The 23202-nt window shown below is 59.2% G+C and carries 23 protein-coding genes; 12 read left to right on the top strand and 11 right to left on the bottom strand.

Translation table 11 applies throughout. From position 1 onward, the window contains the following. Nucleotides 1–93: 93 nt before the first annotated feature. Both ACR0I0_RS07045 and ACR0I0_RS07040 read right to left on the bottom strand, forming a co-directional pair. A complete protein-coding gene (locus ACR0I0_RS07045) occupies nucleotides 94–870 on the bottom strand; it encodes a Bax inhibitor-1/YccA family protein (protein ID WP_171722863.1) in 777 nt (258 codons plus the stop codon). 184 nt (nucleotides 871–1054) lie between these two features. Further along, nucleotides 1055–1264: a DUF1127 domain-containing protein gene (locus ACR0I0_RS07040; RefSeq protein ID WP_210092662.1), complete on the bottom strand. Its 210-nt coding sequence runs from the start codon at nucleotides 1262–1264 to the stop codon at nucleotides 1055–1057. Nucleotides 1265–1388: 124 nt separating this feature from the next. Here ACR0I0_RS07040 and ACR0I0_RS07035 point away from each other — a divergent pair, with 124 nt between their 5' ends. Continuing rightward, nucleotides 1389–2270, top strand: a complete 882-nt coding sequence (locus ACR0I0_RS07035) for a LysR family transcriptional regulator (protein WP_171630835.1) — start codon at nucleotides 1389–1391, stop codon at nucleotides 2268–2270. A 6-nt stretch (nucleotides 2271–2276) separates the two neighbouring features. Here ACR0I0_RS07035 and ACR0I0_RS07030 read toward each other — a convergent pair whose 3' ends face one another. Further along, a complete protein-coding gene (locus tag ACR0I0_RS07030; protein ID WP_480490697.1) occupies nucleotides 2277–3233 on the bottom strand; it encodes an NADPH:quinone oxidoreductase family protein in 957 nt (318 codons plus the stop codon). A gap of 339 nt (nucleotides 3234–3572) precedes the next feature. Between ACR0I0_RS07030 and ACR0I0_RS07025 the strand changes: the two genes are divergently transcribed. The 3 genes from ACR0I0_RS07025 (at nucleotide 3573) to ACR0I0_RS07015 (ending at nucleotide 6225) form a co-directional block, all read left to right on the top strand. Continuing rightward, nucleotides 3573–3944, top strand: a complete 372-nt coding sequence (locus ACR0I0_RS07025; RefSeq protein WP_152458749.1) for a helix-turn-helix domain-containing protein — start codon at nucleotides 3573–3575, stop codon at nucleotides 3942–3944. A gap of 40 nt (nucleotides 3945–3984) precedes the next feature. After that, nucleotides 3985–4776 (top strand): histidinol-phosphatase, encoded by a 792-nt coding sequence (gene hisN, locus ACR0I0_RS07020; protein ID WP_171205361.1) that lies wholly within the window; start codon nucleotides 3985–3987, stop codon nucleotides 4774–4776. 114 nt (nucleotides 4777–4890) lie between these two features. Beyond that, a complete protein-coding gene (locus tag ACR0I0_RS07015) occupies nucleotides 4891–6225 on the top strand; it encodes an 8-oxoguanine deaminase (protein WP_480490695.1) in 1335 nt (444 codons plus the stop codon). On the opposite strand, the gene guaD is transcribed toward ACR0I0_RS07015, so the two are convergent. Continuing rightward, nucleotides 6222–7508, bottom strand: a complete 1287-nt coding sequence (guaD, locus tag ACR0I0_RS07010) for a guanine deaminase (RefSeq protein ID WP_480490693.1) — start codon at nucleotides 7506–7508, stop codon at nucleotides 6222–6224. The two genes, ACR0I0_RS07015 and guaD, sit on opposite strands and share 4 nt — an antisense overlap. Before the next feature lie 136 nt (nucleotides 7509–7644). On the opposite strand from guaD, the gene mgtE reads away from it, so the two are divergent. After that, nucleotides 7645–9039, top strand: coding sequence for a magnesium transporter (gene mgtE, locus ACR0I0_RS07005; RefSeq protein ID WP_171630845.1), 1395 nt, complete (start codon nucleotides 7645–7647; stop codon nucleotides 9037–9039). Then, nucleotides 9036–9593: a 5-formyltetrahydrofolate cyclo-ligase gene (locus tag ACR0I0_RS07000; RefSeq protein ID WP_480490691.1), complete on the top strand. Its 558-nt coding sequence runs from the start codon at nucleotides 9036–9038 to the stop codon at nucleotides 9591–9593. Before mgtE ends, ACR0I0_RS07000 begins: the two co-directional genes overlap by 4 nt. Nucleotides 9594–9596: 3 nt before the next feature. Here the strand turns inward: ACR0I0_RS07000 and ACR0I0_RS06995 are convergent, their stop codons facing one another. Then, nucleotides 9597–9824 carry a putative hemolysin gene (locus ACR0I0_RS06995; protein WP_224853568.1) on the bottom strand — a complete coding sequence of 76 codons (228 nt, stop codon included), beginning with the start codon at nucleotides 9822–9824 and terminating at the stop codon, nucleotides 9597–9599. A gap of 133 nt (nucleotides 9825–9957) precedes the next feature. Between ACR0I0_RS06995 and ACR0I0_RS06990 the strand changes: the two genes are divergently transcribed. The 3 genes from ACR0I0_RS06990 to ACR0I0_RS06980 all read left to right on the top strand — a co-directional run bounded on the left by ACR0I0_RS06990 (nucleotide 9958) and on the right by ACR0I0_RS06980 (nucleotide 13472). Continuing rightward, the gene (locus tag ACR0I0_RS06990; protein ID WP_480490689.1) at nucleotides 9958–10773 is read left to right on the top strand and encodes a TIGR00282 family metallophosphoesterase; all 816 of its coding nucleotides are present in this window, start codon (nucleotides 9958–9960) and stop codon (nucleotides 10771–10773) included. A gap of 87 nt (nucleotides 10774–10860) precedes the next feature. Next, nucleotides 10861–12639: an SLC13 family permease gene (locus ACR0I0_RS06985; protein WP_171630849.1), complete on the top strand. Its 1779-nt coding sequence runs from the start codon at nucleotides 10861–10863 to the stop codon at nucleotides 12637–12639. 95 nt (nucleotides 12640–12734) lie between these two features. Next, nucleotides 12735–13472 carry a YbaY family lipoprotein gene (locus ACR0I0_RS06980; protein WP_480490688.1) on the top strand — a complete coding sequence of 246 codons (738 nt, stop codon included), beginning with the start codon at nucleotides 12735–12737 and terminating at the stop codon, nucleotides 13470–13472. Nucleotides 13473–13485: 13 nt separating this feature from the next. Here the strand turns inward: ACR0I0_RS06980 and ACR0I0_RS06975 are convergent, their stop codons facing one another. The 4 genes from ACR0I0_RS06975 to ACR0I0_RS06960 form a co-directional block, all read right to left on the bottom strand. Then, nucleotides 13486–15147, bottom strand: a complete 1662-nt coding sequence (locus ACR0I0_RS06975; protein ID WP_480490686.1) for an FAD-binding dehydrogenase — start codon at nucleotides 15145–15147, stop codon at nucleotides 13486–13488. 10 nt (nucleotides 15148–15157) lie between these two features. Continuing rightward, complete coding sequence (locus tag ACR0I0_RS06970) at nucleotides 15158–16015, bottom strand: bile acid:sodium symporter family protein (RefSeq protein ID WP_480490684.1); 858 nt, start codon at nucleotides 16013–16015, stop codon at nucleotides 15158–15160. A gap of 73 nt (nucleotides 16016–16088) precedes the next feature. Next, the gene (locus tag ACR0I0_RS06965; protein ID WP_480490682.1) at nucleotides 16089–16823 is read right to left on the bottom strand and encodes a glutamine amidotransferase; all 735 of its coding nucleotides are present in this window, start codon (nucleotides 16821–16823) and stop codon (nucleotides 16089–16091) included. Between the two features lie 16 nt (nucleotides 16824–16839). After that, nucleotides 16840–18612 (bottom strand): SLC13 family permease, encoded by a 1773-nt coding sequence (locus ACR0I0_RS06960; protein WP_480490680.1) that lies wholly within the window; start codon nucleotides 18610–18612, stop codon nucleotides 16840–16842. Nucleotides 18613–18722: 110 nt separating this feature from the next. Here ACR0I0_RS06960 and ACR0I0_RS06955 point away from each other — a divergent pair, with 110 nt between their 5' ends. Both ACR0I0_RS06955 and ACR0I0_RS06950 read left to right on the top strand, forming a co-directional pair. Beyond that, nucleotides 18723–19463: a YebC/PmpR family DNA-binding transcriptional regulator gene (locus tag ACR0I0_RS06955; RefSeq protein WP_152458737.1), complete on the top strand. Its 741-nt coding sequence runs from the start codon at nucleotides 18723–18725 to the stop codon at nucleotides 19461–19463. Between the two features lie 149 nt (nucleotides 19464–19612). After that, a complete protein-coding gene (locus ACR0I0_RS06950; RefSeq protein ID WP_480490678.1) occupies nucleotides 19613–20890 on the top strand; it encodes a permease in 1278 nt (425 codons plus the stop codon). Between the two features lie 11 nt (nucleotides 20891–20901). On the opposite strand, the gene ACR0I0_RS06945 is transcribed toward ACR0I0_RS06950, so the two are convergent. Both ACR0I0_RS06945 and ACR0I0_RS06940 read right to left on the bottom strand, forming a co-directional pair. Beyond that, the gene (locus ACR0I0_RS06945; protein ID WP_171722874.1) at nucleotides 20902–21591 is read right to left on the bottom strand and encodes a nitroreductase family protein; all 690 of its coding nucleotides are present in this window, start codon (nucleotides 21589–21591) and stop codon (nucleotides 20902–20904) included. A 26-nt stretch (nucleotides 21592–21617) separates the two neighbouring features. Continuing rightward, nucleotides 21618–22511 (bottom strand): LysR family transcriptional regulator ArgP, encoded by an 894-nt coding sequence (locus ACR0I0_RS06940; RefSeq protein WP_209832458.1) that lies wholly within the window; start codon nucleotides 22509–22511, stop codon nucleotides 21618–21620. Between the two features lie 87 nt (nucleotides 22512–22598). On the opposite strand from ACR0I0_RS06940, the gene ACR0I0_RS06935 reads away from it, so the two are divergent. After that, nucleotides 22599–23198: a LysE/ArgO family amino acid transporter gene (locus ACR0I0_RS06935; protein WP_171630864.1), complete on the top strand. Its 600-nt coding sequence runs from the start codon at nucleotides 22599–22601 to the stop codon at nucleotides 23196–23198. Nucleotides 23199–23202: the final 4 nt, after the last annotated feature.

The following is a 23202-nucleotide window of genomic DNA, read 5'->3' as shown; positions in this document are numbered from 1 at the left end:
CCGCCGAATTCGGCGGGGGTTTTTGTTTGGTTTACGGCAAACAAAAAGGCGGACCCGTAAGGCCCGCCCTTGGAAGTCGGCTATTCCGGTCGCTTATTCTCGATTGCCAAACAGTTGCAGCAGGAACATGAACATGTTGATAAAGTCCAGATACAGGCTCAGCGCGCCCATGATCGCGGCTTTGCCCAACCATTCTTGATCGCCCGAATGGGCCATTTGCAGATAGGTGTTTTTGATGTTCTGCGTGTCATAGGCTGTCAGGCCGGCAAAGATCAGTACGCCCAGAACCGAGATCGCAAACGCCATCGCCGACGAGGCGATGAAGATATTCACGATCGAGGCGACAATCAGGCCGATCACACCCATGATCAGGAATGTGCCCATTGCCGACAGGTCTTTCTTGGTCGTGTAGCCATAAAGCGACAGACCGGCAAAGGCGATTGCAGTGATCAGGAACACCTGAATGATCGATTCACCGGTGAACACAAGGAAAATCCAGCTGATCGAGACACCCATGACCGCAGCAAAGGTGTAAAACACCAACTGAGCAGCCGAGGCCGACATACGATTGATCCCGGCGCTAAAGCCAAAGACAAACAGCAGCGGGGCAAACATGATGACCCATCTCAGAGGCGACGCAAACAGCGAGTAACCAAACGACGTCAGATACTTGCTTTCGCTCAGTTGAGCGGCGGCTGCCGACGGATCGGTTGTGGTTGCCAGACCGGCAATTGCCCAGGCCGCTGCAAAGGTGATCAGCATGCCGACGGACATCGTGCCGTAGACTTTGTTCATGTGGGCGCGCAGGCCCTGATCAATCTCGGCGGCGCGCGCGCCGGATGCCGTCCGGATCGTGTCGAATTGTGCCATCAAAGGGTCTCCCTAGTCGTCAAGTTAGAGCGCCCCGGCAGAGCGGGGCGGTTTTCCCTCTAAATATCGGCAACAAGGGGCTGTGTTTCAAGAGATTCCGGGCGAAAACCGACTAAAACACGCAACAAAAATGCCAACAGGCGACTCACGGTCGCCCATCGCCATAAAAATATGAGAGTCACAGTTACCTTTTCCAGAATTGAGGTGCATCCCAGAAAAAGCGTTTTGCTTCTGCGGATGCTTCCTCGCGGGTGACACCGATGTCGTCCAGCACGGCAGCATCCAGCGTTGCCAGCTTTCGCCGCTGTCTGGACAGTTCGAACGCTTGTGAGATCAGGGACACCAAAGAACGTTTGGCTGGTTTGCAGGGATTATGGATTGCGAGTTGAGTCATAACGTGTCCTTTCCGAATTTTTGATGGTTTCGATGGGTGTCATCAATTTCCTTGATTGATATGGGTGAGTATGACATATTTTTAAAACGAATATTATTGATGGAACGCATAAGGAATCGTGAAGATGCGAAATCTGGACATTACAACCCTGCGATCTTTTGTGGCGGTGGCGGATCAGGGCGGTGTAACCCGCGCCGCCGGATTTCTGCACCTGACGCAGTCTGCGGTGTCCATGCAGCTGAAGCGGCTGGAGGAGCTGCTGGGCCTGGAGTTGCTGGACCGAAGCGGCAGGACAATTGCATTGACCGCATCCGGTGAGCAGCTGCTGGCCTACGCGCGCCGCATGATTGCCCTGAATGACGAGGTAATCTCAAAACTCACCGATCAGGCCTTTGAGGGCGAAGTGGTTCTGGGCGTTCCCCATGACATCGTCTACCCCGCGATTCCCCGGGTCCTGCAACGGTTCAATGCCGACTTTCCCCGCGTCAGGGTGCAGTTGGTGTCGTCCTATTCACTGCAATTGAAAGACATGTTCAAGCGGGGCGAATGTGATGTGATCCTGACGACCGAACCGTCTTCGGCCGATGGCGCAGAGACCATCGCAGAGCTGCCGTTGCGCTGGATCGGCGCGCCGGGCGGGTCCGCATGGCGCAAGCGCCCGTTGCCTCTGGCGCTGGGGCGGCGCTGCTTGTTCAGACCGCAGGTCATATCGGCACTGGATGCGGCCGGAATACCGTGGGAGCTGTCCGTGGAAACCGAAAACGACCGTACCATAGAAGCCACGGTCAGTGCCGATCTTGCGGTTCACGCAATGCTGGACGGAACCGAGGCCGCACATCTTGAACAGATCGACTCGGGTGGGGCCCTGCCGGATCTACCTGCACACATGATCAACCTCTACGGTGGCGAGCAGGGCCGGGATGCGGTTGTCGAAGCTCTGGCACAGTTGGTGCGACAGAACTTCAGATTGCTGGGCGGTACCCAGTTGCGGGCCGTGGTTGGATGATCGCGATCAGGGCGTGATCACAATCTTGCCCGTCGACTTGCGCTCTTTCAGCAACTGCATTGCATGTGCGACATCTTCAAGGGGCAGAACATGACTGATATGCGGTTTTATCCTGCCCTCAGAATGCCACTTGAACAGGGTGTCAAAACTGTTGCGCACAGCTTCGGGGCGGAACTTCAGATAGCCGCCGATATACACCCCGATCACGGTCAGGTTTTTGACCAGCAGATGATTGGCCGGAATCTGCGGGATATCGCCCCCGGCGAATCCGATGGGCAGCAAACGCCCTTCGGGATTGGTGGCCCTGAATGCGGCCTTGAAAACATCCCCGCCGATGACGTCATAGACGACATCTGCGCCACCCAGCGATTTGACCCGCTCGCGCAGGTCTTCGGAAGCATCGATCAGATGATCGGCACCAGCGGCAAGGGCAACGGCAAGCTTGTTCTCGCCGCGCGCCTGCGCGATGACCGTGGCGCCCATGAGCTTGCCGATTTCGACGGCAGTCAGGCCGACGCCTCCCGCTGCGCCGGTGACCAGAAGGGTTTCACCCGGTTGCAGGCGTGCCCTGTGATCAAGGGCCATGTGACTGGTGGCATATGCGATCTGGATGGCGGCGGCGTCTTCGAATCCGGTGTCGTCCGGCAGCACGATCGCACGATCCGCGTCGAATACACCGTACTCGGCCAACCCACCCTGACCGGAATAGACTGCGATCCGGTCGCCTGGGCTGAGTGTTGAAACGCCGGGTCCGACTGTATCCACGATACCGGCGATCTCCATGCCCAGGGTGAATGGGGCAGGTGGCGTGTCCTGATATGCCCCCGTCTGCATCAGTAGATCGGCGAAATTCAGGCCGCAAGCTTTTATCGCGACTCGCACCTGGCCTTCGCCCGGCTCGGGTATTTTCACGTCACAAAGCTGGGCAGGCGCCCCGTCGGATGGAATGCAATAGGCCCGCATATTGTTCCTCAAGAGTTTCCGACATAGGCGCGTGTGCCGTCAGAAAAGTCAATCCGTTTGCTGCGCGGGCGCAAAAGGCACCCGATTTTGAAGGAGGATTCAGTTGCAGGAACACGGTTCTGAAAAGGCTTTGGGTAATACAACCACAAATCCCTGTCAGGGGCGTTCGATTCAACCAGCTTGAAAAAAATCTCAAAACCGGCATTATAGATAATCAGTGCTGTAAACGGGGGGCGGTACAGTCCGTATTAGGGAGCGGTTAAGGGGAGCTCTCTAAAACTGCGATATCGGACGTCGCAAAATCCCGTGCAGATGTTTGTGTAGTATAGGAGAATACCAATGACTCATCACGTCGATGTCCATGTGGGCAAGCGCGTTCGGCATCGCCGCTGGCTGATTGGGATGACCCAGCAGCAGTTGGCGCAGCAAGTTGGTATCAAGTTTCAGCAAATCCAGAAATATGAGACCGGTGCCAACCGAATCAGCGCATCCCGCCTGTGGGACATCGCCGAGGCGCTGGATGTTCCGGTCAGCTTTTTCTTCGAAGGTCTGGAAGAAGCCCAGAAAGGCGATGCGGACAAGAAATCCGTCCCTGCCGACTTGATGGGTGACAAAGAGGCTTTGGATCTGGTGCGCTCTTACTATGCGATTCCGGAAAATCAGCGTCGCCGCCTGTTCGAGCTGGCGCGGGTTCTCAGCGACGTTGCCTGACTGACTTGACTTTGTCGCGGATTGCTCGCACCTCAGGGTCATGCAACCGACGACACAGAGCGATATCGAAATTGCCGAAGAAATGGCCGAAGCTGCGCGTGAGGCCATACTCCCCTTTTTTCGTCAAACAAATCTGGAAACTACGAACAAGCTGGCCGATGGGTTCGACCCGGTCACAGTGGCTGATCGTGCGGCTGAACAGGCGATGCGGGACGTTCTGGCGCGGCGGCGCCCGGATGACGGTGTGCTGGGCGAGGAGTTCGGCGCGCATACGGGCACCAGTGGCCGCACCTGGGTACTGGACCCCATCGATGGGACCCGCGGGTTTATCAGCGGCACGCCAACCTGGGGTGTTCTGATTGCGCTGAGTGATCAGGACGGGCCTTTTATGGGTGTAATCGATCAGCCGTATATCGGAGAGCGCTTTGTCGGATCGTCTTCCGGTGCTCACATGACCGGTCCGCAGGGCACCAGAAGAATGCAAACGCGCGATACCAGGGCGCTGGATCAGGCGACTTTGTTTACCACGTTCCCTGAGGTTGGAACCCCGAAGGACCGCGCAGGGTTTCAGGCGGTGTCCGAGCAGGTACAGCTGACGCGCTATGGAATGGATTGCTATGCCTATGCGCTTCTGGCTGCCGGGCAGGCGGATTTGGTGATCGAGGCGGGCTTGAATTCCTATGATATCCAAGCGCCGATTGCCGTTATTCAGGCGGCCGGCGGTATTGTGACCGATTGGCAGGGCGGCCCCGCACATCAAGGCGGCCGGGCCCTGGCTGCAGCAAACGCTGACCTTCACGCCGCAGCGCTTGAGATACTCCGCCAATTCTGAATTCTGTTGCCCGGCGCATCAAAGGCAACTACACCGGTGATGGCCGGTTCTTGCGCCCGTTTTCCACCGGCCGACGCACTTCTTGCATGAGACGGGCAGATGCAGGAGCGCGAAATGACGGAAACCCTACTCAAGAATGCTGATCTGATCCTGACGATGGACGAGTCCCGGCAGGAATTGTCCAAGGCCGATATTCTGGTCCGCGACGGGCAGATTGCCCGGATCGGGCAGCGACTGGAAACACAGGGTGAGGTGCATGATGTTTCAGGTTGTCTGGTGACGCCTGGCCTGGTGAATACCCACCACCATCTTTACCAAACCCTGACACGGGCGGTGCCGGGCGGGCAGGATGCGCTGCTGTTTGGGTGGCTGCAAACGCTCTATCCGATCTGGTCGCGTTTCGGGCCGGAGGAAATGTTCACCTCGGCTCAGATCGGTTTGGCCGAACTGGCGCTGTCGGGGTGCACGCTCAGTTCCGATCACCTTTACCTCTATCCCAACGGCGCGCGGCTTGAGGATACGATCGCGGCCGCGTCCGAGTTGGGGATGCGGTTTCATCCGACACGCGGCGCGATGAGCATCGGCGAGAGCGACGGGGGCTTGCCGCCGGATCACCTGGTGGAAAACGAAGCCGCTATTCTGGACGACATGGTACGTGTCGTGGACGCGTTTCACGACCCGTCGGAGGGGTCCATGTGCCGCGTTGGCCTTGCCCCGTGTTCACCATTTTCCGTCAGCCGCGACCTGATGCGCGATGCGGCGTTGCTGGCGCGGGACAAGGGCGTGATGTTGCATACCCATCTGGCCGAGAATGATGAGGATATCGCCTATTCGCAGGCGCAATTCGGCTGCCGCCCGGGGCAATATGCCGAGGAACTGGGCTGGACCGGCCCGGATGTCTGGCACGCCCATTGCGTCAAGCTGGACGGGGCCGAGATTGATCTGTTCTCGCGCTCGGAAACAGGCGTGGCCCATTGCCCCTGTTCAAATTGCCGCCTCGGATCGGGTATCGCACCGGTGCGGGCGATGCGCGATGCGGGTGTCAAGGTCGGCCTCGGCGCCGATGGATCGGCCAGCAATGACAATGGCAACCTCATGCTTGAGGCGCGCCAGGCCATGTTGCTGCAACGGGTCGCCAATGGTGCAGATGCCATGTCGGCCCGCGAAGCGCTCGAGATCGCGACGCGCGGCGGCGCGGATGTGTTGGGACGTTCCGATTGTGGACGGCTGATGCCCGGAAAACGAGCCGATATTGCTGTGTGGGATACCCGCGGCATCGAAAGCGCGGGCAGTTGGGATCCGGCGGCGCTGCTTCTGGCGGGGCCGATGTCTGTGAAACATCTGTTCGTCGAAGGCCGCCAGATCGTGCGTGACGGGCACATAACGACCATCGATCTGCCCCGCGTGATCGAACGCCAGAACACGCTTGCCCGGGCGTTGCAGGCCTAAGCCGCCTGTTGTCCGCCGATCCAGACCTCAGCCACGGCGCGATCATCGCCCATCATGATGGTTGGGAAGATCGCTTCCCAAACATCTTCTGCATGGGCCTCGCGCTGGGCGATGGCGGGGGTCGAGGCGAGGTCGATTACCACCAGATCCGCCTCCATCCCCTGAGCGATGTTGCCGATGCAGTCGTCCATACGCAGGCTTCGGGCGGATCCGACCGTGCCCAACCACAGCAATTGCGCCGGATGCAGGGGACGGCCGCGCAATTGGCCGATCTCATAAGCGGCGGCCATGGTGCGCAGCATCGAAAAGCTGGACCCGCCGCCGGTATCCGTGGCCAGACCGATCCGGTGGCCATCATGGATCAGCCCGTTCATGTCAAACAATCCCGATCCGATGAAGGTGTTCGACGTGGGGCAATGGATCAAAGAGGCATCGACCTCGCGCAGCCGATCCCGTTCCCGGTCTTCCAGATGGATGACGTGGCCATACAGGCCGTTCTGGCCCAACAGGCCGAATTTCTCGTAGGTATCCAGATAATCCCTTGCTTCAGGGAACAGGGATCGAACCCATTCGATTTCATCTGTTTGCTCGCTCAGGTGGGTTTGCATGAGACAATGGGGATGCTCGGCCCAAAGCGCGCCCATGGCCTCGAGCTGTTCCGGGGTCGAGGTCGGTGAAAAGCGCGGCGTGACCGCATAGGACAAGCGGTCGACGCGATGCCATTTTTCCAGCAGGGCGGCGGATTGGTCGTAAGCCGTCTGCGCGGTGTCGCGCAGCCCTTCGGGCGCGTTCCGGTCCATGCAGGTCTTGCCGGCGACGACACGCTGCCCACGCTGTTGCGCCGCGGTGAAGAAGGCATCGACGCTTTCAGGGTGAATCGTGCAAAAACTGCACATGGTCGTGGTGCCGTGGGCGGTCGTCAGGTCCAGATACCGGTTGGCGATCTCGGTCGCATAGTCGAAATCGCCGAACTTCATCTCTTCCGGGAAGGTGTAGGTGTTCAGCCAGTCGATCAGCCGTTTGCCCCAGCTGGCGATCATCGCAGTCTGTGGATAATGCACATGTGGATCGACGAACCCAGCCATGATCAGGCGCGTTCCGTGATCCTTCGTAACCGCGTCAGGATGGGCTTTATTCAGCGCATCGGCGGTGCCGACCTCTGCAATTCGCCCGTGTTCGATCACGACCGCTTCGTCCAGCCGGGTCGCCTCGGTCGGCTCTCCGTCGAAGGGTGATCCTGTGAAACTCAGAACACGCCCTTTCAAAAGCGTCTTTTGCGCCATTTTCCCTGTTCTCCACCTGTTTGGAACCGCACACCAGCATAGGCGGACGAAAGAAGTGGGTAAATCGGCGCATTGTCATTGTTTTCCGGTAGCTGCTTCTTCTATTTAAGGGCAAATCGTAAAAAAGGGGCAGAGCATGACGACAGGCAGAGACGAAGCCGGACACGATCAGCCCCGGGATGAAGACGCCTATGCGTTGGACCCCAAGGCAGTAGCGGCAATTCTGTACGCGGTGGACATAGACGACCGCGACAAGCTGGTTGAGTTGATGGAGCCGCTGCACTCGGCCGACATTGCCGACCTTCTTGAACAGATCAATCCGTTTGACCGGGCGCGCCTGATCCGCCTGTATGACAAAGAGTTCGACGGCGACATCCTGTCTGAACTGGATGAATCGGTTCGTGAAGAGGTGATCTCGGTTCTGAACCCGGATGTTCTGGCCGAAGCCGTGCGCGAGATGGAAAGCGACGATGTCGTTGACCTGCTGGAAGACCTTGAGGAACCGCAGCAGGAAGCCATTCTGGACGCATTGGAGGTTTCCGAAAGGATCGCAGCCGAGCAGGCACTGTCCTACCCCGAGAACTCGGCCGGTCGTCTCATGCAGCGGGAAGTCGTCATGGCGCCGGAACATTGGAGCGTCGGGCAAGCTATCGACTTCATGCGCGCCAATGACGATTTGCCCGAGCAGTTCTATCATGTCGTTCTGGTCGATCCGCGCCTGAAACCGGTTGCTCAGGTGACGTTGGGCAAGCTTATGGCGGCGCGTCGTGAAGTGCCGCTGATTGATCTGGCAGAAGAAGAGTTTCACATCATCCCCGTCGATCAGGATGAGGAAGACGTGGCTTATGCCTTCAACCAGTATCACCTGATCTCGGCCCCGGTGGTGGATGCAGATGGTCGTTTGGTCGGTGTCATCACCATTGACGACGCGATGGTCGTTCTGGATGAAGAGCACGAAGAGGACATTCTGCGTCTTGCCGGTGTTGGCGACGAAAGCTCGTTGTCTGACAGTGTGGCGGCAACCAGCCGGCGAAGGTTGCCCTGGTTGGCGGTGAATCTGTGCACGGCGATTTGTGCCTCTTTGGTGATTTCGCAATTCGAGGCGGCAATTGATCAATTGGTCGCGCTGGCCATCCTGATGCCGATCGTTGCGTCAATGGGCGGCAATGCAGGAACACAATCGCTCACCGTGGCGGTGCGTGCGCTGGCGACGCGCGACCTGACAAATTCGAACGTGATGCGCGTTATCAGGCGGGAACTGCTGGTGGGGATGCTGAATGGGCTCTGCTTTGCCATCGTGTTGGGGACCGTGGGGATGCTGTGGTTCGATTCCCCGCTGCTGGGTGTCGTGATCGGGTCGGCCTTGGTCGTGAATATGATCATCGCCGGGTTCGCAGGTACGGTAGTACCGGTGGTGCTGGATCGTCTGGGAATTGACCCGGCTCTGGCTTCAGGAACCTTTGTGACAACCACGACGGATGTCATGGGTTTCTTCATATTTCTTGGGCTTGCCAGCGTGGTGCTACTGTGACCGATCTGACCGATATTAAAGCCGCAGCGCGCAAAGCGGCATTTGCCCGCCGCAAGGCCGCGTTTGATGCCCGCTTGCCGGGCGCAGCCGGGCGCTTGTCCGAGGTTCTGGCAGGCTATCGCGGCGTGCCCCTGTCAGGTTACATGCCGATCCGGACCGAGATCGACCCGGTGCCTGCGATGGCCGAAGCATCGGCTTATGGCCCGGTGGGGGTACCTGTCATTCAGACAGCCGGTCAGCCGCTGAAATTCTCTCGCTGGACGCCGGACGGTGTGCTTAAGGACGGCCCGTTCGGTGCAAAAGTGCCCCAGGTGGATGACTATTTCGAACCCGAAATTCTGATCGTTCCACTGGTCGCCTTCGACGCAAATGGTGGCCGCCTGGGGTATGGCGGCGGGTTTTATGACCGAACGCTGGAAGGTCTGCGCGCCAAACGCCCGACGCTTGCCATCGGCTTTGCTTTTGATGCGCAAGAGGCTGCGGACCTGCCGCTCGAGCCAACCGACCAACCGCTGGACATGGTTGTCACGGAAAGCCGCGTGCTGACCTTCTAGCTGCTACTGTTCGAAATGGCTGCGCAAGTAATCCCAGGCATCCACCTCGGTGCCGTCCTTCAGGATGCAGACGCCATAGACACTGCCGTCTTCGTTTTTACGAAGCTGGTAGGTCCCGTCGTTTTCAATGCAAAAGGTCGCGGCGGGGTTGGGCATGGATGTCTTGGTGCCTTCGGCAGCGGCAGCAGTTGCCGCCAAAAGGCAGCCGGTCAGAACAATTGACGACTTCACGAAGAATTCCTTCTGTATTCAAGAGACGTATCGAAACATCGCCACGGCAGAATTTGATTTCAACCCCCAAGTCTGCCGTTAATTTCACGCTTCCGCCTTGTTATTGCCAAGTACAGCCCCTACGACCCGGATCATGAGGATTCTGTTTCTTGGTGATGTCATGGGGCGCGCGGGACGCGCTGCCGTTCAGCAGCATTTGCCGCGCCTGCGCGACGAATGGCGGCTGGATTTTGTCGTGGTCAATGGCGAAAACGCGTCGAACGGCATGGGGCTGACCGGAGATCACGCCAGGCTGTTGCTCGACGCCGGAGCGGATTGCCTGACGCTGGGCGATCATGCGTTCGACCAGAAAGACATGCTGCAATTCATCGAGAAGGAACAGCGCATCATACGACCCATCAATTTCGCCAAAGGCGCGCCGGGGCGGGGTCATCGGCTGTTCACGGCCCCGGGGGGGCGCAAGGTTCTGGTGGTTCAGGTGCTGGGTCAGGTCTTTATGAAACGCCCGTTCGACGATCCGTTCTCGGCTATCGAACCGATCCTGAAATCTCATCCCAGAGGCGGGCAGGCGCAGGCGATCATCGTGGACATGCATTGCGAGGCCACGTCCGAGAAGATGGCGATGGGGCACTACTGCGACAAACGTGCAAGCCTTGTGGTAGGAACGCATACCCATGTCCCGACGGCGGATTCCCAGATTCTGCCGGGGGGCACTGCGTATTTGACCGATGCGGGCATGTGCGGAGATTACGATTCGGTCATCGGCATGGACAAGCAGGAGCCCATGCGCCGGTTCATCACCGGCATGCCCAAGGCGCGCTTTACCCCTGCAAACGGCGAAGCCACACTAAGCGGCGTGTTCGTGGAAACCGATGATCGTGACGGACAAGCCAAAACCGTGCGCATGGTGCGCGTCGGAGGGCGCCTGGAACAAGCCGGGCCCGAATAGTCATCGTCAGGCTTGCTCTGTCGGGCGCAATGCGTGAAACTGCATGTCATCAGGCGCTTGGGCCCGGGTTCGGACAGAATACCACGAATGAATTTCCTTTCACTGACAGACACAGGAAGCGCAGTTCTGGCGCTGGTCATCGTTGCGGGCATGTTCATCATGTTCCTGCGCGAGGTTTATCCGACCGAAGTCGTGGCCATTGGCGGTGTCTCACTGATGCTTGTAACCGGCATTCTGCCCTATCAGAGTGCGCTTGCAGTTCTGTCCAACCCGGCACCCTGGACGATTGCCGCGATGTTCATCATCATGGGGGCTTTGGTGCGGACCGGAGCCCTGGATTCGTTCACCTCGACCGCGCAAAAGCAAGCTCAGGTGAACCCGCGTGTCGCAATCGCTTTGCTCATGGGGTTTGTCGTGCTGGCCTCGGCGGTGGTTTCGAATACGCCAGTGGTCGTGGTGATGATACCGGTCTTTGTGCAAATCGCCCGCACCCTGAATGTTCCCGCGTCCAAATTGCTGATTCCGCTGAGTTATGCGGCCATTCTGGGCGGCACGCTGACATTGATCGGCACGTCCACCAACCTGCTGGTCGATGGTGTGGCCCGCGCGCAGGGGATGAAACCCTTTACGATTTTCGAAGTCACGCCGCTGGGGATCGCGCTGGTGATCTACGGCATGATCTATTTGCGGTTCATCGCGCCGAAACTGTTGCCCGAGCGGGACAGCATGGCGTCGCTGCTCAGCGACCGGTCCAAGATGAAGTTCTTTACCGAGGCCGTCATTCCGCCGGACAGCAACCTGATCGGGCGCGAAGTGACCGGCGTGCAGTTGTTCAAACGCCCCGGCGTGCGCCTGATCGATGTCATCCGGGGGGATGAGTCGTTGCGGCGCAACCTGAAAGGCGTCGAACTTAAGGTCGGCGACCGGGTGGTTCTACGCACCGAGATGACCGAGCTTCTGAGCCTTCAGCGCAACAGGGAACTCAAACGCGTGGATCAGGTATCGGCCGTTGAAACCAAGACGGTTGAGGTGTTGATCACGCCCGGATGCCGTCTGGTGGGTCGGACCCTTGGGATGATGCGGCTTCGGCGTCGTTATGGCGTTTACGTGCTGGCGGTGCACCGCCGCAACCAGAATATCGGTCGTCAACTGGATGACTTGGTGGTCAGGGTTGGGGATACGCTGCTTTTGGAAGGTGCCCCGGCGGATATCCAGCGGCTGGCGGCGGAAATGGACATGGTGGACGTCACCCAGCCATCGGCTCGTGCATTCCGTCGCAGCCACGCACCGATTGCGATTGGGGCTCTTGTAGGGATTGTTGCCCTTGCCGCGCTGGGCATTGCGCCCATCCTGTTGTTGTCGATTGTGGCCTGCGCCGTGGTTCTGTTGACCCGTTGTATCGATGCGGATGAGGCGTTTTCTTTTGTGGAAGGTCGCCTGTTGGCGTTGATCTTTGCGATGCTGGGCATTGGGGCTGCACTGGACAGTTCGGGCGCGGTTTCTCTGATCGTCGAGGCCGTTGCGCCGGGGCTCAGTGTCTTGCCGCCATTCCTGATTATCTGGGCGATTTACCTGCTGACCTCGGTGCTGACGGAACTGGTTTCCAATAACGCCGTGGCGGTTGTGGTCACCCCGATCGCCATCGGTTTGGCGCAGGCGGTCGGAATAGACCCGCGTCCGCTGGTCGTCGCGGTCATGGTGGCGGCCTCGGCATCTTTTGCAACTCCGATCGGATACCAGACGAACATGATGGTCTATGGCCCCGGAGGCTACAGGTTCACCGACTTCATGAAGGTGGGTGTGCCGCTGAACCTGACGGTCGGATTGTTGGCGTCTCTGCTGATCCCGTTGATCTGGCCGTTATGACATCGGCGCAGATTTGCCGCTTTATCCGCGGCGTACTTGTAAATGTCGGATGAACAGCAATCTTTTGTAGAAATATTACTTTAAGGGGTACTGCCATGCTGACATTCGGCCGCACCATGTTTCCTGCGGTTGCTTTCGCCACCGTTTTGAGCGGCGCATCGCTTGCCGGAACCGTCGAAGGAACTGCAACCTACCGAGAGCGTATTGCGCTTCCGCCTGACACGACCTTGTTCGTCGAGCTTCAGGATATCTCATTGGCGGATGCGCCGGCCGAAACGCTTGCCGCGCAGAGATATGCTCTGACCGGAGTTCCGGCGCAGTTCGAACTGACCTATGATGACGCATTGATTCAGGACGGGCGCAGATACGCCGTGCGTGCTTCGGTCATGCAGGGGCAAAAGCTGTTGTTCACCACGGATACCGTTTATCCGGTACTTACACATGGGGCCGAGAATTCTGCTGACCTGCTGATGATACAGGTGCAACACCAAGGTGCCGTGATGCTGGAAAACACCGAATGGGTCGCTTCGGGCCTCAATGGTGCGGCTGTCGAGACAGAGAAACGTCCTGAACTTGCTTTTGGGCAGGGCGGGGCATTTTCAGGCAGCGGAGGTTGCAACCGGTTCAGTGGCCAGGCCGAGATTTCTGACAATCGGATTGCGTTCCCGGACAATATGGCTGCAACGCTCATGGCTTGCCCACCCCCGCTGGATGAGGTCGAGCGGCAGTTTCTCAAGGCGATGCAAAGTGTCACGACCTTCGCGATGCAAGGCAACGTGCTGGCCTTGCTGGATGCTCAGGGTGAGCCGGTGATCAAAATGATGCGCAAGTAATAGGGCAGGGCTGTCACGCGATGGCCCTCGATCGTCCGGCGTTGCGACCCGAAAAGATGCAGCCGCCCAGGAAAGTTCCCTCAAGCGCGTTGTAGCCGTGATAGCCACCGCCTCCGAATCCGGCGACTTCGCCGGCTGCGAACAGGCCCGGCACAACCTGACCGTCGGCGCCGATCATCTGACTGTCCAGATTGGTCTGCAAACCGCCCAGTGTCTTGCGGGTCAGCACGTGCAGCTTGACCGCGATCAGCGGGCCATTCCTGGGGTCCAGGAACTTGTGCGGTTTGGCGGTGCGGATCAGCTTGTCGCCGCGATAGTTGCGCGCCGCCAGGATCGCCATCATCTGCGCATCTTTTGAGAACGGATTGTCCACCTGTGAATCCCGTGCTTCGATCTGGGCGCGCAGATGCGCCTCGTCGATCAGACCCCCGCCCAGATGGTTCATGCCACTCACCAGTTCGGTCAACGTGTTGGCGACGACAAAATCCGCGCCCTTTTCCTTGAACGCCTCGACCGGGCCGGTGGCTTTCGACCCCGACAGGATGCGCTGCCGGATCACTTCCTTCCAGCTGCCTGATGTGAAATCGGGGTTCTGTTCAGACCCGGACAGGGCGAATTCTTTCTTGATCACCTTCTGTGTCAGGACGAACCAACTGTATTCATAGCCAGTCTTAAGGATTTCGCGCAGGGTGCCCAGCGTGTCGAACCCGGGCAGGCAGGGGGGCTGCAACCGGTTTCCGCGCGCGTCGAACCACATCGAGCTGGGACCGGGCAGAATGCGAATGCCATGGTCGGGCCAGATCGGATCCCAGTTGCGCACGCCTTCGGTGTAATGCCACATGCGGTCTCCGTTGATAACATGGCCACCGGCCTTTTCGCTGATGGCGATCATCCGACCATCCACATGGAAGGGCACACCCGCCACCATGTCCTTGGGCGGTTCGCCCAGGCGGTCGCGGGGCCAGTTCTGGCGCACCATCTCGAAATTGCCACCGATCCCGCCCGAGGTGACGATGACGGATGGTGCATAGACCTCGAACTCGCCCACCTCGTCACGGTTGGTCTTGCCGCCGCGTGGGGCCGCATCATCGGCCAGAACCTCGCCCGAGACGCCCTTGGCCTCGCCGTTCTGCATGATGATATGGCTGACCTGATGGCGGAACTTCAGCTGGATCAGGCCGGCGCTGACATGGTCGCGGACCCGGCGGATGAAGTGTTCCAGTACGCCGGGTCCGGTGCCCCAGGTGATGTGAAAGCGCGGGACGGAATTGCCATGCCCGTTTGCATAAGACCCGCCACGTTCAGCCCAACCCACGACCGGAAACCAGCGCAGGCCCATGTCATGCAGCCAGGGGCGCATTTCACCGGCGGCGAACTCGATATAGGCCTCGGCCCATTTGCGGGGCCAGATGTCTTCTTCGCGGTCAAACTGCGCGCTTCCGATCCAGTCGCGCAATGCCAGATCGTGGCTGTCGCGGATACCCATGCGGCGTTGTTCCGGCGTGTCGACCATGAACAAACCGCCCAGGCTCCAGAAGGCCTGGCCGCCCAGAAAACCTTCTGGTTCCTGATCGAGTATGATTACCTTCTTACCTCGGTCGCCCAGTTCGGCGGCGGCGGCCAATCCGGCCAGACCAGCACCGATTACGATCGCATCAGCAGTGTTGTTTGTCATAACGGTCCTTTCAGCGCCTGCGGAACCAGACAAGAAACGGCAGAACCACGGCGTACATCGTAATGCCATAAACTGCCGAGGGCAGGGCCAGCGGGCTGAACCCGCTTTCGGTATTCGTGATCAGCGCCGCCAGTGTAATGCCCAGCGTGGAGTTTTGAATTCCGGTTTCGATCGAGATCGTCTTGCACTCATTCCAGGACAGGTTTGATATCCGCGCCAGCCCGAGCCCGATGAACAGCAGGGCGATATTCAAAGAAATCAAGCCTGCGCCCATGATGCCAAGATTGTCGACGAACAATTGCCAGTTCCCGGCCAGTGCCGCGGCAACGATCAGCACGAACAAAACGGTCGCGAGCGTCGACAATCCCGGCTCTACGCGGTTTGCAAACCCTGTTGCAAAGTTGCGAATTCCGACCCCGATGGCCACGGGCAGCGTTGTTATGAGAAACAATGCAACAGCCAGACCGGTGATCGAAACCTCGGGGGCTTCGTCGCCCATGAAGTGCCTGATCGACCACGCGGCCAGTATTGGCACGGTCACCATCGACAAAAGGCTGATCACGGCGGTCAGGCTGACCGAAAGCGCGACATCGGCTTTGGCGAGCTTGGAGAGGATGTTGCTGGTTACGCCGCCCGGGCAAAAACTGAGCAGCATGAAACCAACCGCGATCTCGGGGGGCAATGCAAAGATTGTGACCGTCACAAAGGCCGCGACTGGCAAGAGAACAATCTGGCTTGCCGCCCCGATGGCAAAGGCGCGTCGTCGGCTCAGGATACGACGGAAGTCTGCCACCTCCAGCCCGATGCCCAGAGACAACATGATAATGGCAAGCGACACCGGCAAGCCGACATTCAAAAGCAAATCCAAGGACAACTCCTCCCAAAGTTGCGTCAGATCAGCCTATGCGAGGGGGCAAGGCGCAGGCAACCGCGCCGTTGGGTCATTCGTATCGTCGGACGAACCGGCGCAGGATCTCGCCCGGCTGCGTGACATCGGCCGAATGGCAGTGGTCGATCAGTTTTTGCGCGTCTTCAGGCGGGAAATAGCCGTGGTTCTTGTAGATTTTGATGCGCTGTTCAAAATCCCTGGCGTCGGCTTCTGGGTGGAACTGCGTGGCGTATACGTTCTGCCCCCAACGGATCATCTGGAACGGGCAGGGGGCTGACGCGACAAGGTGCACGCATCCCTCTGGCAGAGCCTGAACCGCTTCCTTGTGGCCAACGAAAGCGTCGAAGGTGGGTTCCAACCCGGCGGTCAACGGATCCTGCCGCCCCTCCGGGGTCAGGTGGCACGTGGATGGTCCGACGGGTTCGCCATACCGGGCCTTGCTGACGTCGCCGTCCAGGTAAGCCGCCAGAATGCCAAGGCCATAGCAGCAGCCCATGAATGGGTGATCCTGTGCGATGATCTGCGGCATCAATCCCATGATCGCAGCCTCGATCCGGGCATCCAGCGGGGATTTGGTCGCCGGGTCGTCACTGACGCATCCCGGTCCGCCGCCTACGATGACACCGGCATACTCCGTGACATCCAGCCCTTCTGGCAGGTCGTCGCAATCCAAACGGATGCGATTCGCCCGTTCCTGAGGCATCCCGCTTCGGTTCAGGATCGAGGCATATTCGGCGTCGGACGCATCTGTTTCGGGGCGCAGTTGCAGGATCAAAAAGGGTTTCATGCGCAGCCTTTACCGGTCATAGCGGCCAGAATACAAGAATGGCGGGAACAGAAACGGCTATGATCAGCACTTCCAGCGGCAATCCCATGCGCCAGTAATCTCCGAACCGATAGCCGCCGGGACCCAGAACCAGCGTGTTGTTCTTGTGCCCGATGGGGGTCAGGAATGCAGCCGAGGCCGCAACGGCCACGGTCATCAGGAACGGGTCGGGTGACACCTCGAGCGTGCGTGCCATCTGTATCCCGACCGGCGCGGCGACAATGGCGGTGGCGGTGTTGTTCAACACGTCCGACAGAGTCATCGTGACAACCATCAATACGGTCAGAATGGCCCAGGCGGGCAGACCATCGGTCAGCTGGATCAGGGCGTTTGCGATCAGCTCGGTGCCGCCCGAGGTCTCCAAAGCACTGCCCAGAGGGATCATAGACCCCAGCAGTACGACCACCGGCCATTCGATGTGATTGTAAATGTCGGTGATCGGCATGATCTTGGTCAGCACATAGGCAATCACGACCAGTCCCAAAGCAATGGGCAGATAGATCAACCCAACACTTGCGGCCAAAACAGCGGCGGCAAACAGACCGATGGCCAACCCTGCCTTGTCGTTTGCAGTAACGTTCAGCCCGCGTCCGGCAAGGGGCAGGCAACCCAGCCATTCCGTAACATCCGCAGCGCGGTCGCGGGGGCAGAGCAGCAGTAGGATATCGCCCGGTTCCACCTCGGTCTTGCGGACCTGTTGGGTGATCCTGCGCCCCTGGCGTGAGATGCCCATCAGAACGGTGCTTTGCCGCCAGGCCAGCCCAAGCCCTTGTGCCGTGCGACCTGTGATGCGCGCGCTTTCCGGCACGACGACTTCGATCACTTCCAGCCCGTCACCCTCAGCCGTCAGCAATTCCTGCCGGCGCGTGTCCGAGAAGTTGAGATTGAGCGCCGCGCGAAACTCGTCCAGCGCTTCGGGTCCGGCTTCCAGAACCAGCGCGTCACCTTCTTGTAAAACAGCGTGTGCCGACCGGCCATAACGACGCTTGCCATCCCGGATTAATCCGATGATGGCCACGTCCGATTTCTCGGCCACCTCATAAAGCTCGCTGACCCGTTTGCCGATATGGGCGGATTCCGGGGGAACGGTCAGCTCGGCGATGTACTCGGCCAAGGTTTCCGATGTCTCGGCCTGCGGTCCGCGATTGGGGATCAGGCGCCAGCCTACCAGTGCGACAAAGGCAAGACCGGCGATCGCGGCCAGCCCACCGACCGGGGCAAAATCGAACATGTGAAACGGCTCGCCCAGTGTTTCGGCCCGGATCGACGCGATGATGATGTTCGGAGGTGTGCCGATCAGCGTCGCCATCCCCCCCAGAATGGTGGCAAAGCTCAGCGGCATCAGCGACAGGCCCACTGATCGTCCAGCCTTGCGTGCGGTCTGAATGTCCACGGGCATCAGCAGCGCCAGCGCCGCTACGTTGTTCATGAAGGCCGACAGAACCGCACCGATCCCACCCATCAGGGCGATATGCGCGCCCAGACCCCGCGAGGCATCCACCAGCGTGCGGGTGATCAGGAACACTGCTCCGGACCGGACCAAACCGGCAGAAACCACCAAAACCAGCGCCACGATGATGGTGGCCGGGTGTCCGAACCCGGCAAAGGCGTTATCCACCGGCACGACGCCCAGCACGACGCCGATCATCAGCGCGGCAAAGGCCACAAGGTCGTATCGAAACCGGCCCCACAGCAGCATTCCGAAGACGGTGATGAAAAGCGCAAAAAGAATGATCTGGTCTGTCGTCATGCCGTCACCATACTAGTCGGTGAAGCCGTCGCAAGCCGCTCTCTTGATCCTGCCCCCTGCAAACGTCTATATGAGCGCCGAACACGCAATCACGATGACGAGGACGCATTATGGCAGGCCACTCAAAATGGGCCAACATCCAGCACCGCAAGGGGCGTCAGGACGCCGCGCGGTCCAAACTGTTTTCCAAACTGTCGAAAGAGATCACCGTTGCCGCCAAGATGGGCGACCCCGATCCCGACAAGAACCCGCGCTTGCGTCTGGCCGTGAAAGAGGCCAAGTCGAACTCGGTTCCCAAGGATGTGATTGACCGCGCGATCAAAAAGTCCACCGCCGGTGAAGGCGACGATTACGAAGAAATCCGCTACGAGGGCTATGGCCCCAACGGCGTGGCCGTGATTGTTGAAACCATGACGGACAACCGCAACCGCACTGCGTCGACCGTGCGTTCGACCTTTTCCAAGAACGGCGGCAATCTGGGCGAGACGGGCTCGGTCGGGTTTATGTTTGAACGCAAGGGCGAAGTGATTTACCCGGCAACGGCGGGTGACGCAGACACCATTTTCGAAGCCGCCATCGAGGCCGGCGCGGAAGATGTCGAAAGTTCAGAGGATGGCCACATCATCTGGTGTGCGGATACGGATCTGAACGACGTTTCGAACGCGTTGGAAGCCGCGCTGGGTGAATCGGAATCCACCAAATTGGTCTGGAAGCCAACCACCACGACCGAGCTGGGTCTGGAAGACATGCAAAAGCTGATGAAGCTGGTGGACGCGCTGGAAGACGATGACGACGTGCAGCGTGTCACGACCAATTTCGAAGCCTCGGATGAGGTGATGGCACAGCTCTGAGTTGTTGCGGATCTTGACGGCGAAACCCGGCTCAACGGCCGGGTTTTTTCGTTTTCGGACAGTTTTGAAGAGTTGTTGGCTGAACCCTTCGAAACGCATAGGCTGGAAAAACTCGGAATTTCCGGGACAACACCACCGAAAGATCCGCGATGGATGCGACTGCTGAAAAGGCCAAGCGAAACGTGCCGGTTCTTGCTGGGCAGAGTATCGTGTCTCAGGTTGCGTGGACTCTGGGCAGCCCATCGGTGGTTTTGCCGTTTCTGGCCGTGTCATTCGAATTGCCGATGTTCGTGGCGGGCGCGCTGGTTTCGGTGCGAATGATTGGCAGCATGATTTCCGATTTCTTTCTGGCGCAATCCGTCGCGGCGAAATCGCAAAAGAAACGCGCCATTGCCCTGACCGAAGCGATCATCGGATCCTGTCTGGTTTTGGCGATGGTGGCCGCCGCGACCGGGATCGTTCCGTTGATCGCAGTGGTCTTCGTGGCGGTCTTTTTCGTGATCGGTCTTGTGGACGAGGTTCAGAACCTGATGTTCACCGATCTGCTGGGCGATCATGTCCACTCGCGTTCGCGCATGGTCCTGCATTACCTGCAACTTGGGGGCGGAGGCCTGTGTGCCATCGGTCTTGCCATGCTTGTGCATCAGATCACCAGGGAAAACCCACCTTTTTCCCGCCACTCAACCATGATCGGTGTATCGGTTGCGTTCTTCATGCTGTCAGGGCTTTTGATGCTGGCCATGACAGAGAATGCCCGCTCGGCGGAGTCGGCAAACAAGACCGGACCCACGGCAAAGCTGTCGTTCAAGGCCAATGCCCGGGGTATTCTGGGCATGTTCGAATACTCGTGGTTTCGGCGTTACATGGTCATGCGAATGCTCTTGGTGGCTGTTTCGCTCTCTGTCCCGTTCTTCGCGCTGATCGCGGCCGAGGCGCATCACAGCTCGGCCAAGGGACTGACCGCGATGATTGTTTCATCTGCTTCGGGCTATCTTGTGTCCGGGCCTTTGTGGCAGGTCGTGAACATGAAATCTCATCGTGCCGTCATGGTGGTCGGGACACTGATGGTGGCCGCAACCGGTGGCGTTCTTCTGGCATTTCACGACTTGGGTATCGATCACGATGTGCATCTGCACGCGATCGCGCTGTTTGTCGTCACCGTTGCGGTGACCGGGATCAGCAGCGCGCGCAAGCTCTATTTCCTGGACGTCGCGCCCAAGGAACAGCGCGTTCAGGGATCAGCCGCGATCAAGTCTTTTACCCGTTTGTTGGCGGTGCTGCTTTCGGCGGCTCTGGCCGCGGTCGCCCATATGCACGAGGTTGCATTGGCCGTCGGGTTCATAGTCGCGGCCAGCCTGGTGGCCTGCGTGACATGCTATCTGACGATGTCGCCGGGCCGAAAGGACGCCTCTGGCACACAGGGCTGATGCGGCTCCGCCTAGAAAAAGGAAGAAATCTCGTCCAGGGGCTTTTTCAGCTTTGCAACGGACGGCACGGTCGCGGTTTCCGAGGGATGTCCAACTGCGATGATCATTGTCGGTTTCTCTGAAGCGGGCCGACCCAGCGCATCGGTCAGAAATCGCATCGGGTTCGGGGTATGTGTCAATGTGCTGAGACCGGCGTGATGCAACGCCGCCAGCAGAAAGCCGGTGGCAATGTTCACACTTTCTGGCACATAGTAATTCTTGTACCGCGTCCCGTCTTCGAATTGCCCCCAGCGTTGGGCAAAGACCACGATCAGCCACGGGGCGATGGTCAGATGTTCCTTGACTGCGTTTGTCCCGATGGGTTCCAGAGCCTTGATCCATTCATCGCCCGCCGCTCCCGCGTAAAAGCGACGCTCTTCTTCCTCGGCTTCCTCGCGGATGCGCAGTTTCAGCTTGGGGTCCGAGATGGCAGCAAAATGCCAGGGCTGGTGGTTTGCACCTGACGGGGCTGTTCCCGCGGTGCGCAGGCAGGTTTCGATCACGTCACGAGCCACCGGGCGCGTGGAGAAGTCCCGAACGGTATGACGTCGCCGCATCTTTTCAAAAAAAGCCACTGCCGCGTCCTGCATGTCCGCATCACTGATCTCGCATCGGTCGGGCAGGGGAATGGGGTCATAACTGAGGGCGTCGCGCGAGAACATTGGTTCCTCCAATCGAATGAGTCTGACTATTTGCCTTGTGACGGTAGTAAAACCCGTTGCGCAGCATGCTGGACTGCCTGTGTAAGGGGTTTGAGCGCCGGGGCAAGAACCCGCCCGACCTGCCAGCTGAGCGCGATGTCCAGTGGCGCATCTGGAACGATCGGGCTCAGAAGTCCGCGCGCCATGGCGTCTTGCACAAGGGCTGCGGGGTTCATGCCCCAGCCAATTCCGGCGACTGCGGCATCAACGAACCCTTGCGAAGATGGCAGGAAGTGGAAAGGCGGTGACAGATGTTTGCCGGTGTGATGTGCGATCCACGCTTTTTGCAGACCGTCCTTCCTGTTGAAGACAAGGCAAGGCGCTTTGCTGAGGGTTTCCTCGGTCACGCCGTTCTTGAACCAGGTGTTGACAAATTCCGGGCTGGCGGTGGGCAGATACCTCAACACGCCCAGCTCAATCGCGTCGCAACCGCTCACGGTTTGTCCGCCGACAGTGACGGCGGCGCTGACCTCGCCGCGCCTCAGCCAGTCTGCAGAATGATCCTGATCGTCGATCACAAGGTCGAACAGCAGGTCGGGCACCCGCGCCATCGCGTCAATGAACCAGGTGGCCAGAATGTCGGCGGGTACCGCAACGCGAACCCTTGCGGACCCGGGTTCTTGTACCAGAGCCAATTCCCGTGCCAGCTGCGCCTCGAGCAGTCCGACATCTTCAGCGTAACGTGCGATGCGCTGCCCGGCTGGCGTTCCGGTGCAAGGGGTTCCCCGATGGATGAGCGAGGCGCCCACGCGATCCTCCAGCGCTTTTATCCGCTGGGATATCGCCGAAGGGGTTACAGCCAGTTCCGCCGCCGCCGCATCAAAGCTGCCATGGCGCAGAATGGCTGACAAGGCGGCCAATTGGTGAGGATCCAGCAGCATTAGCAAAACTTAACTGAGGGCAACATCTTTAATTTGATAGATCGCATCGCGGCCATTAGTCAACGCAAACGCAACGCAGGAGGTACCATGCCTACATCCGTGATCGCCGGTTTCGCGCTGGGTTTCAGCCTGATCCTCGCCATCGGGGCGCAGAACGCCTTTGTTCTGAGGCAGGGCTTGCGACGCGAGCATGTGTTTTTTCTGTGCCTGACCTGCGCGGTGTCTGATGCCATCCTGATCGGAGCAGGCGTAGCAGGTTTTGGCACACTGGCACAGGCCGCACCCTGGTTCGAAACCGTGATGCGATACGGTGGGGCGGCATTCCTGACCTGGTATGGCTTGCGCAGTCTTCGGTCGTCCTGGCTGGGTGGTTCGGTGATGGAAATCGGCAATGGCAAGCGAACCAGCCTCAAGGCTGCGCTGCTGACGGTTTTCGCGTTCACCTGGCTGAATCCGCATGTATATCTGGATACGGTCGTGCTGATCGGCTCGATCTCGGCCCAATATGACGACCGGCTTGGTTTCGCCCTCGGCGCGATGACATCCAGCTTTGTATTCTTCTTTTCGCTTGGCTATGGGGCAAGCATCCTGTCGCCTGTTTTTGCGCGCCCCAGGGCGTGGCAGGTGCTGGACGCAGGGATTGGCGTGGTCATGTTGGGTATCGCGTTGAAACTTGTTACCATGTGAAGGG

The organism is Ruegeria sp. AG6 (assembly GCF_056541565.1).
This window is presented reverse-complemented; position numbering and strand designations above follow the sequence as displayed.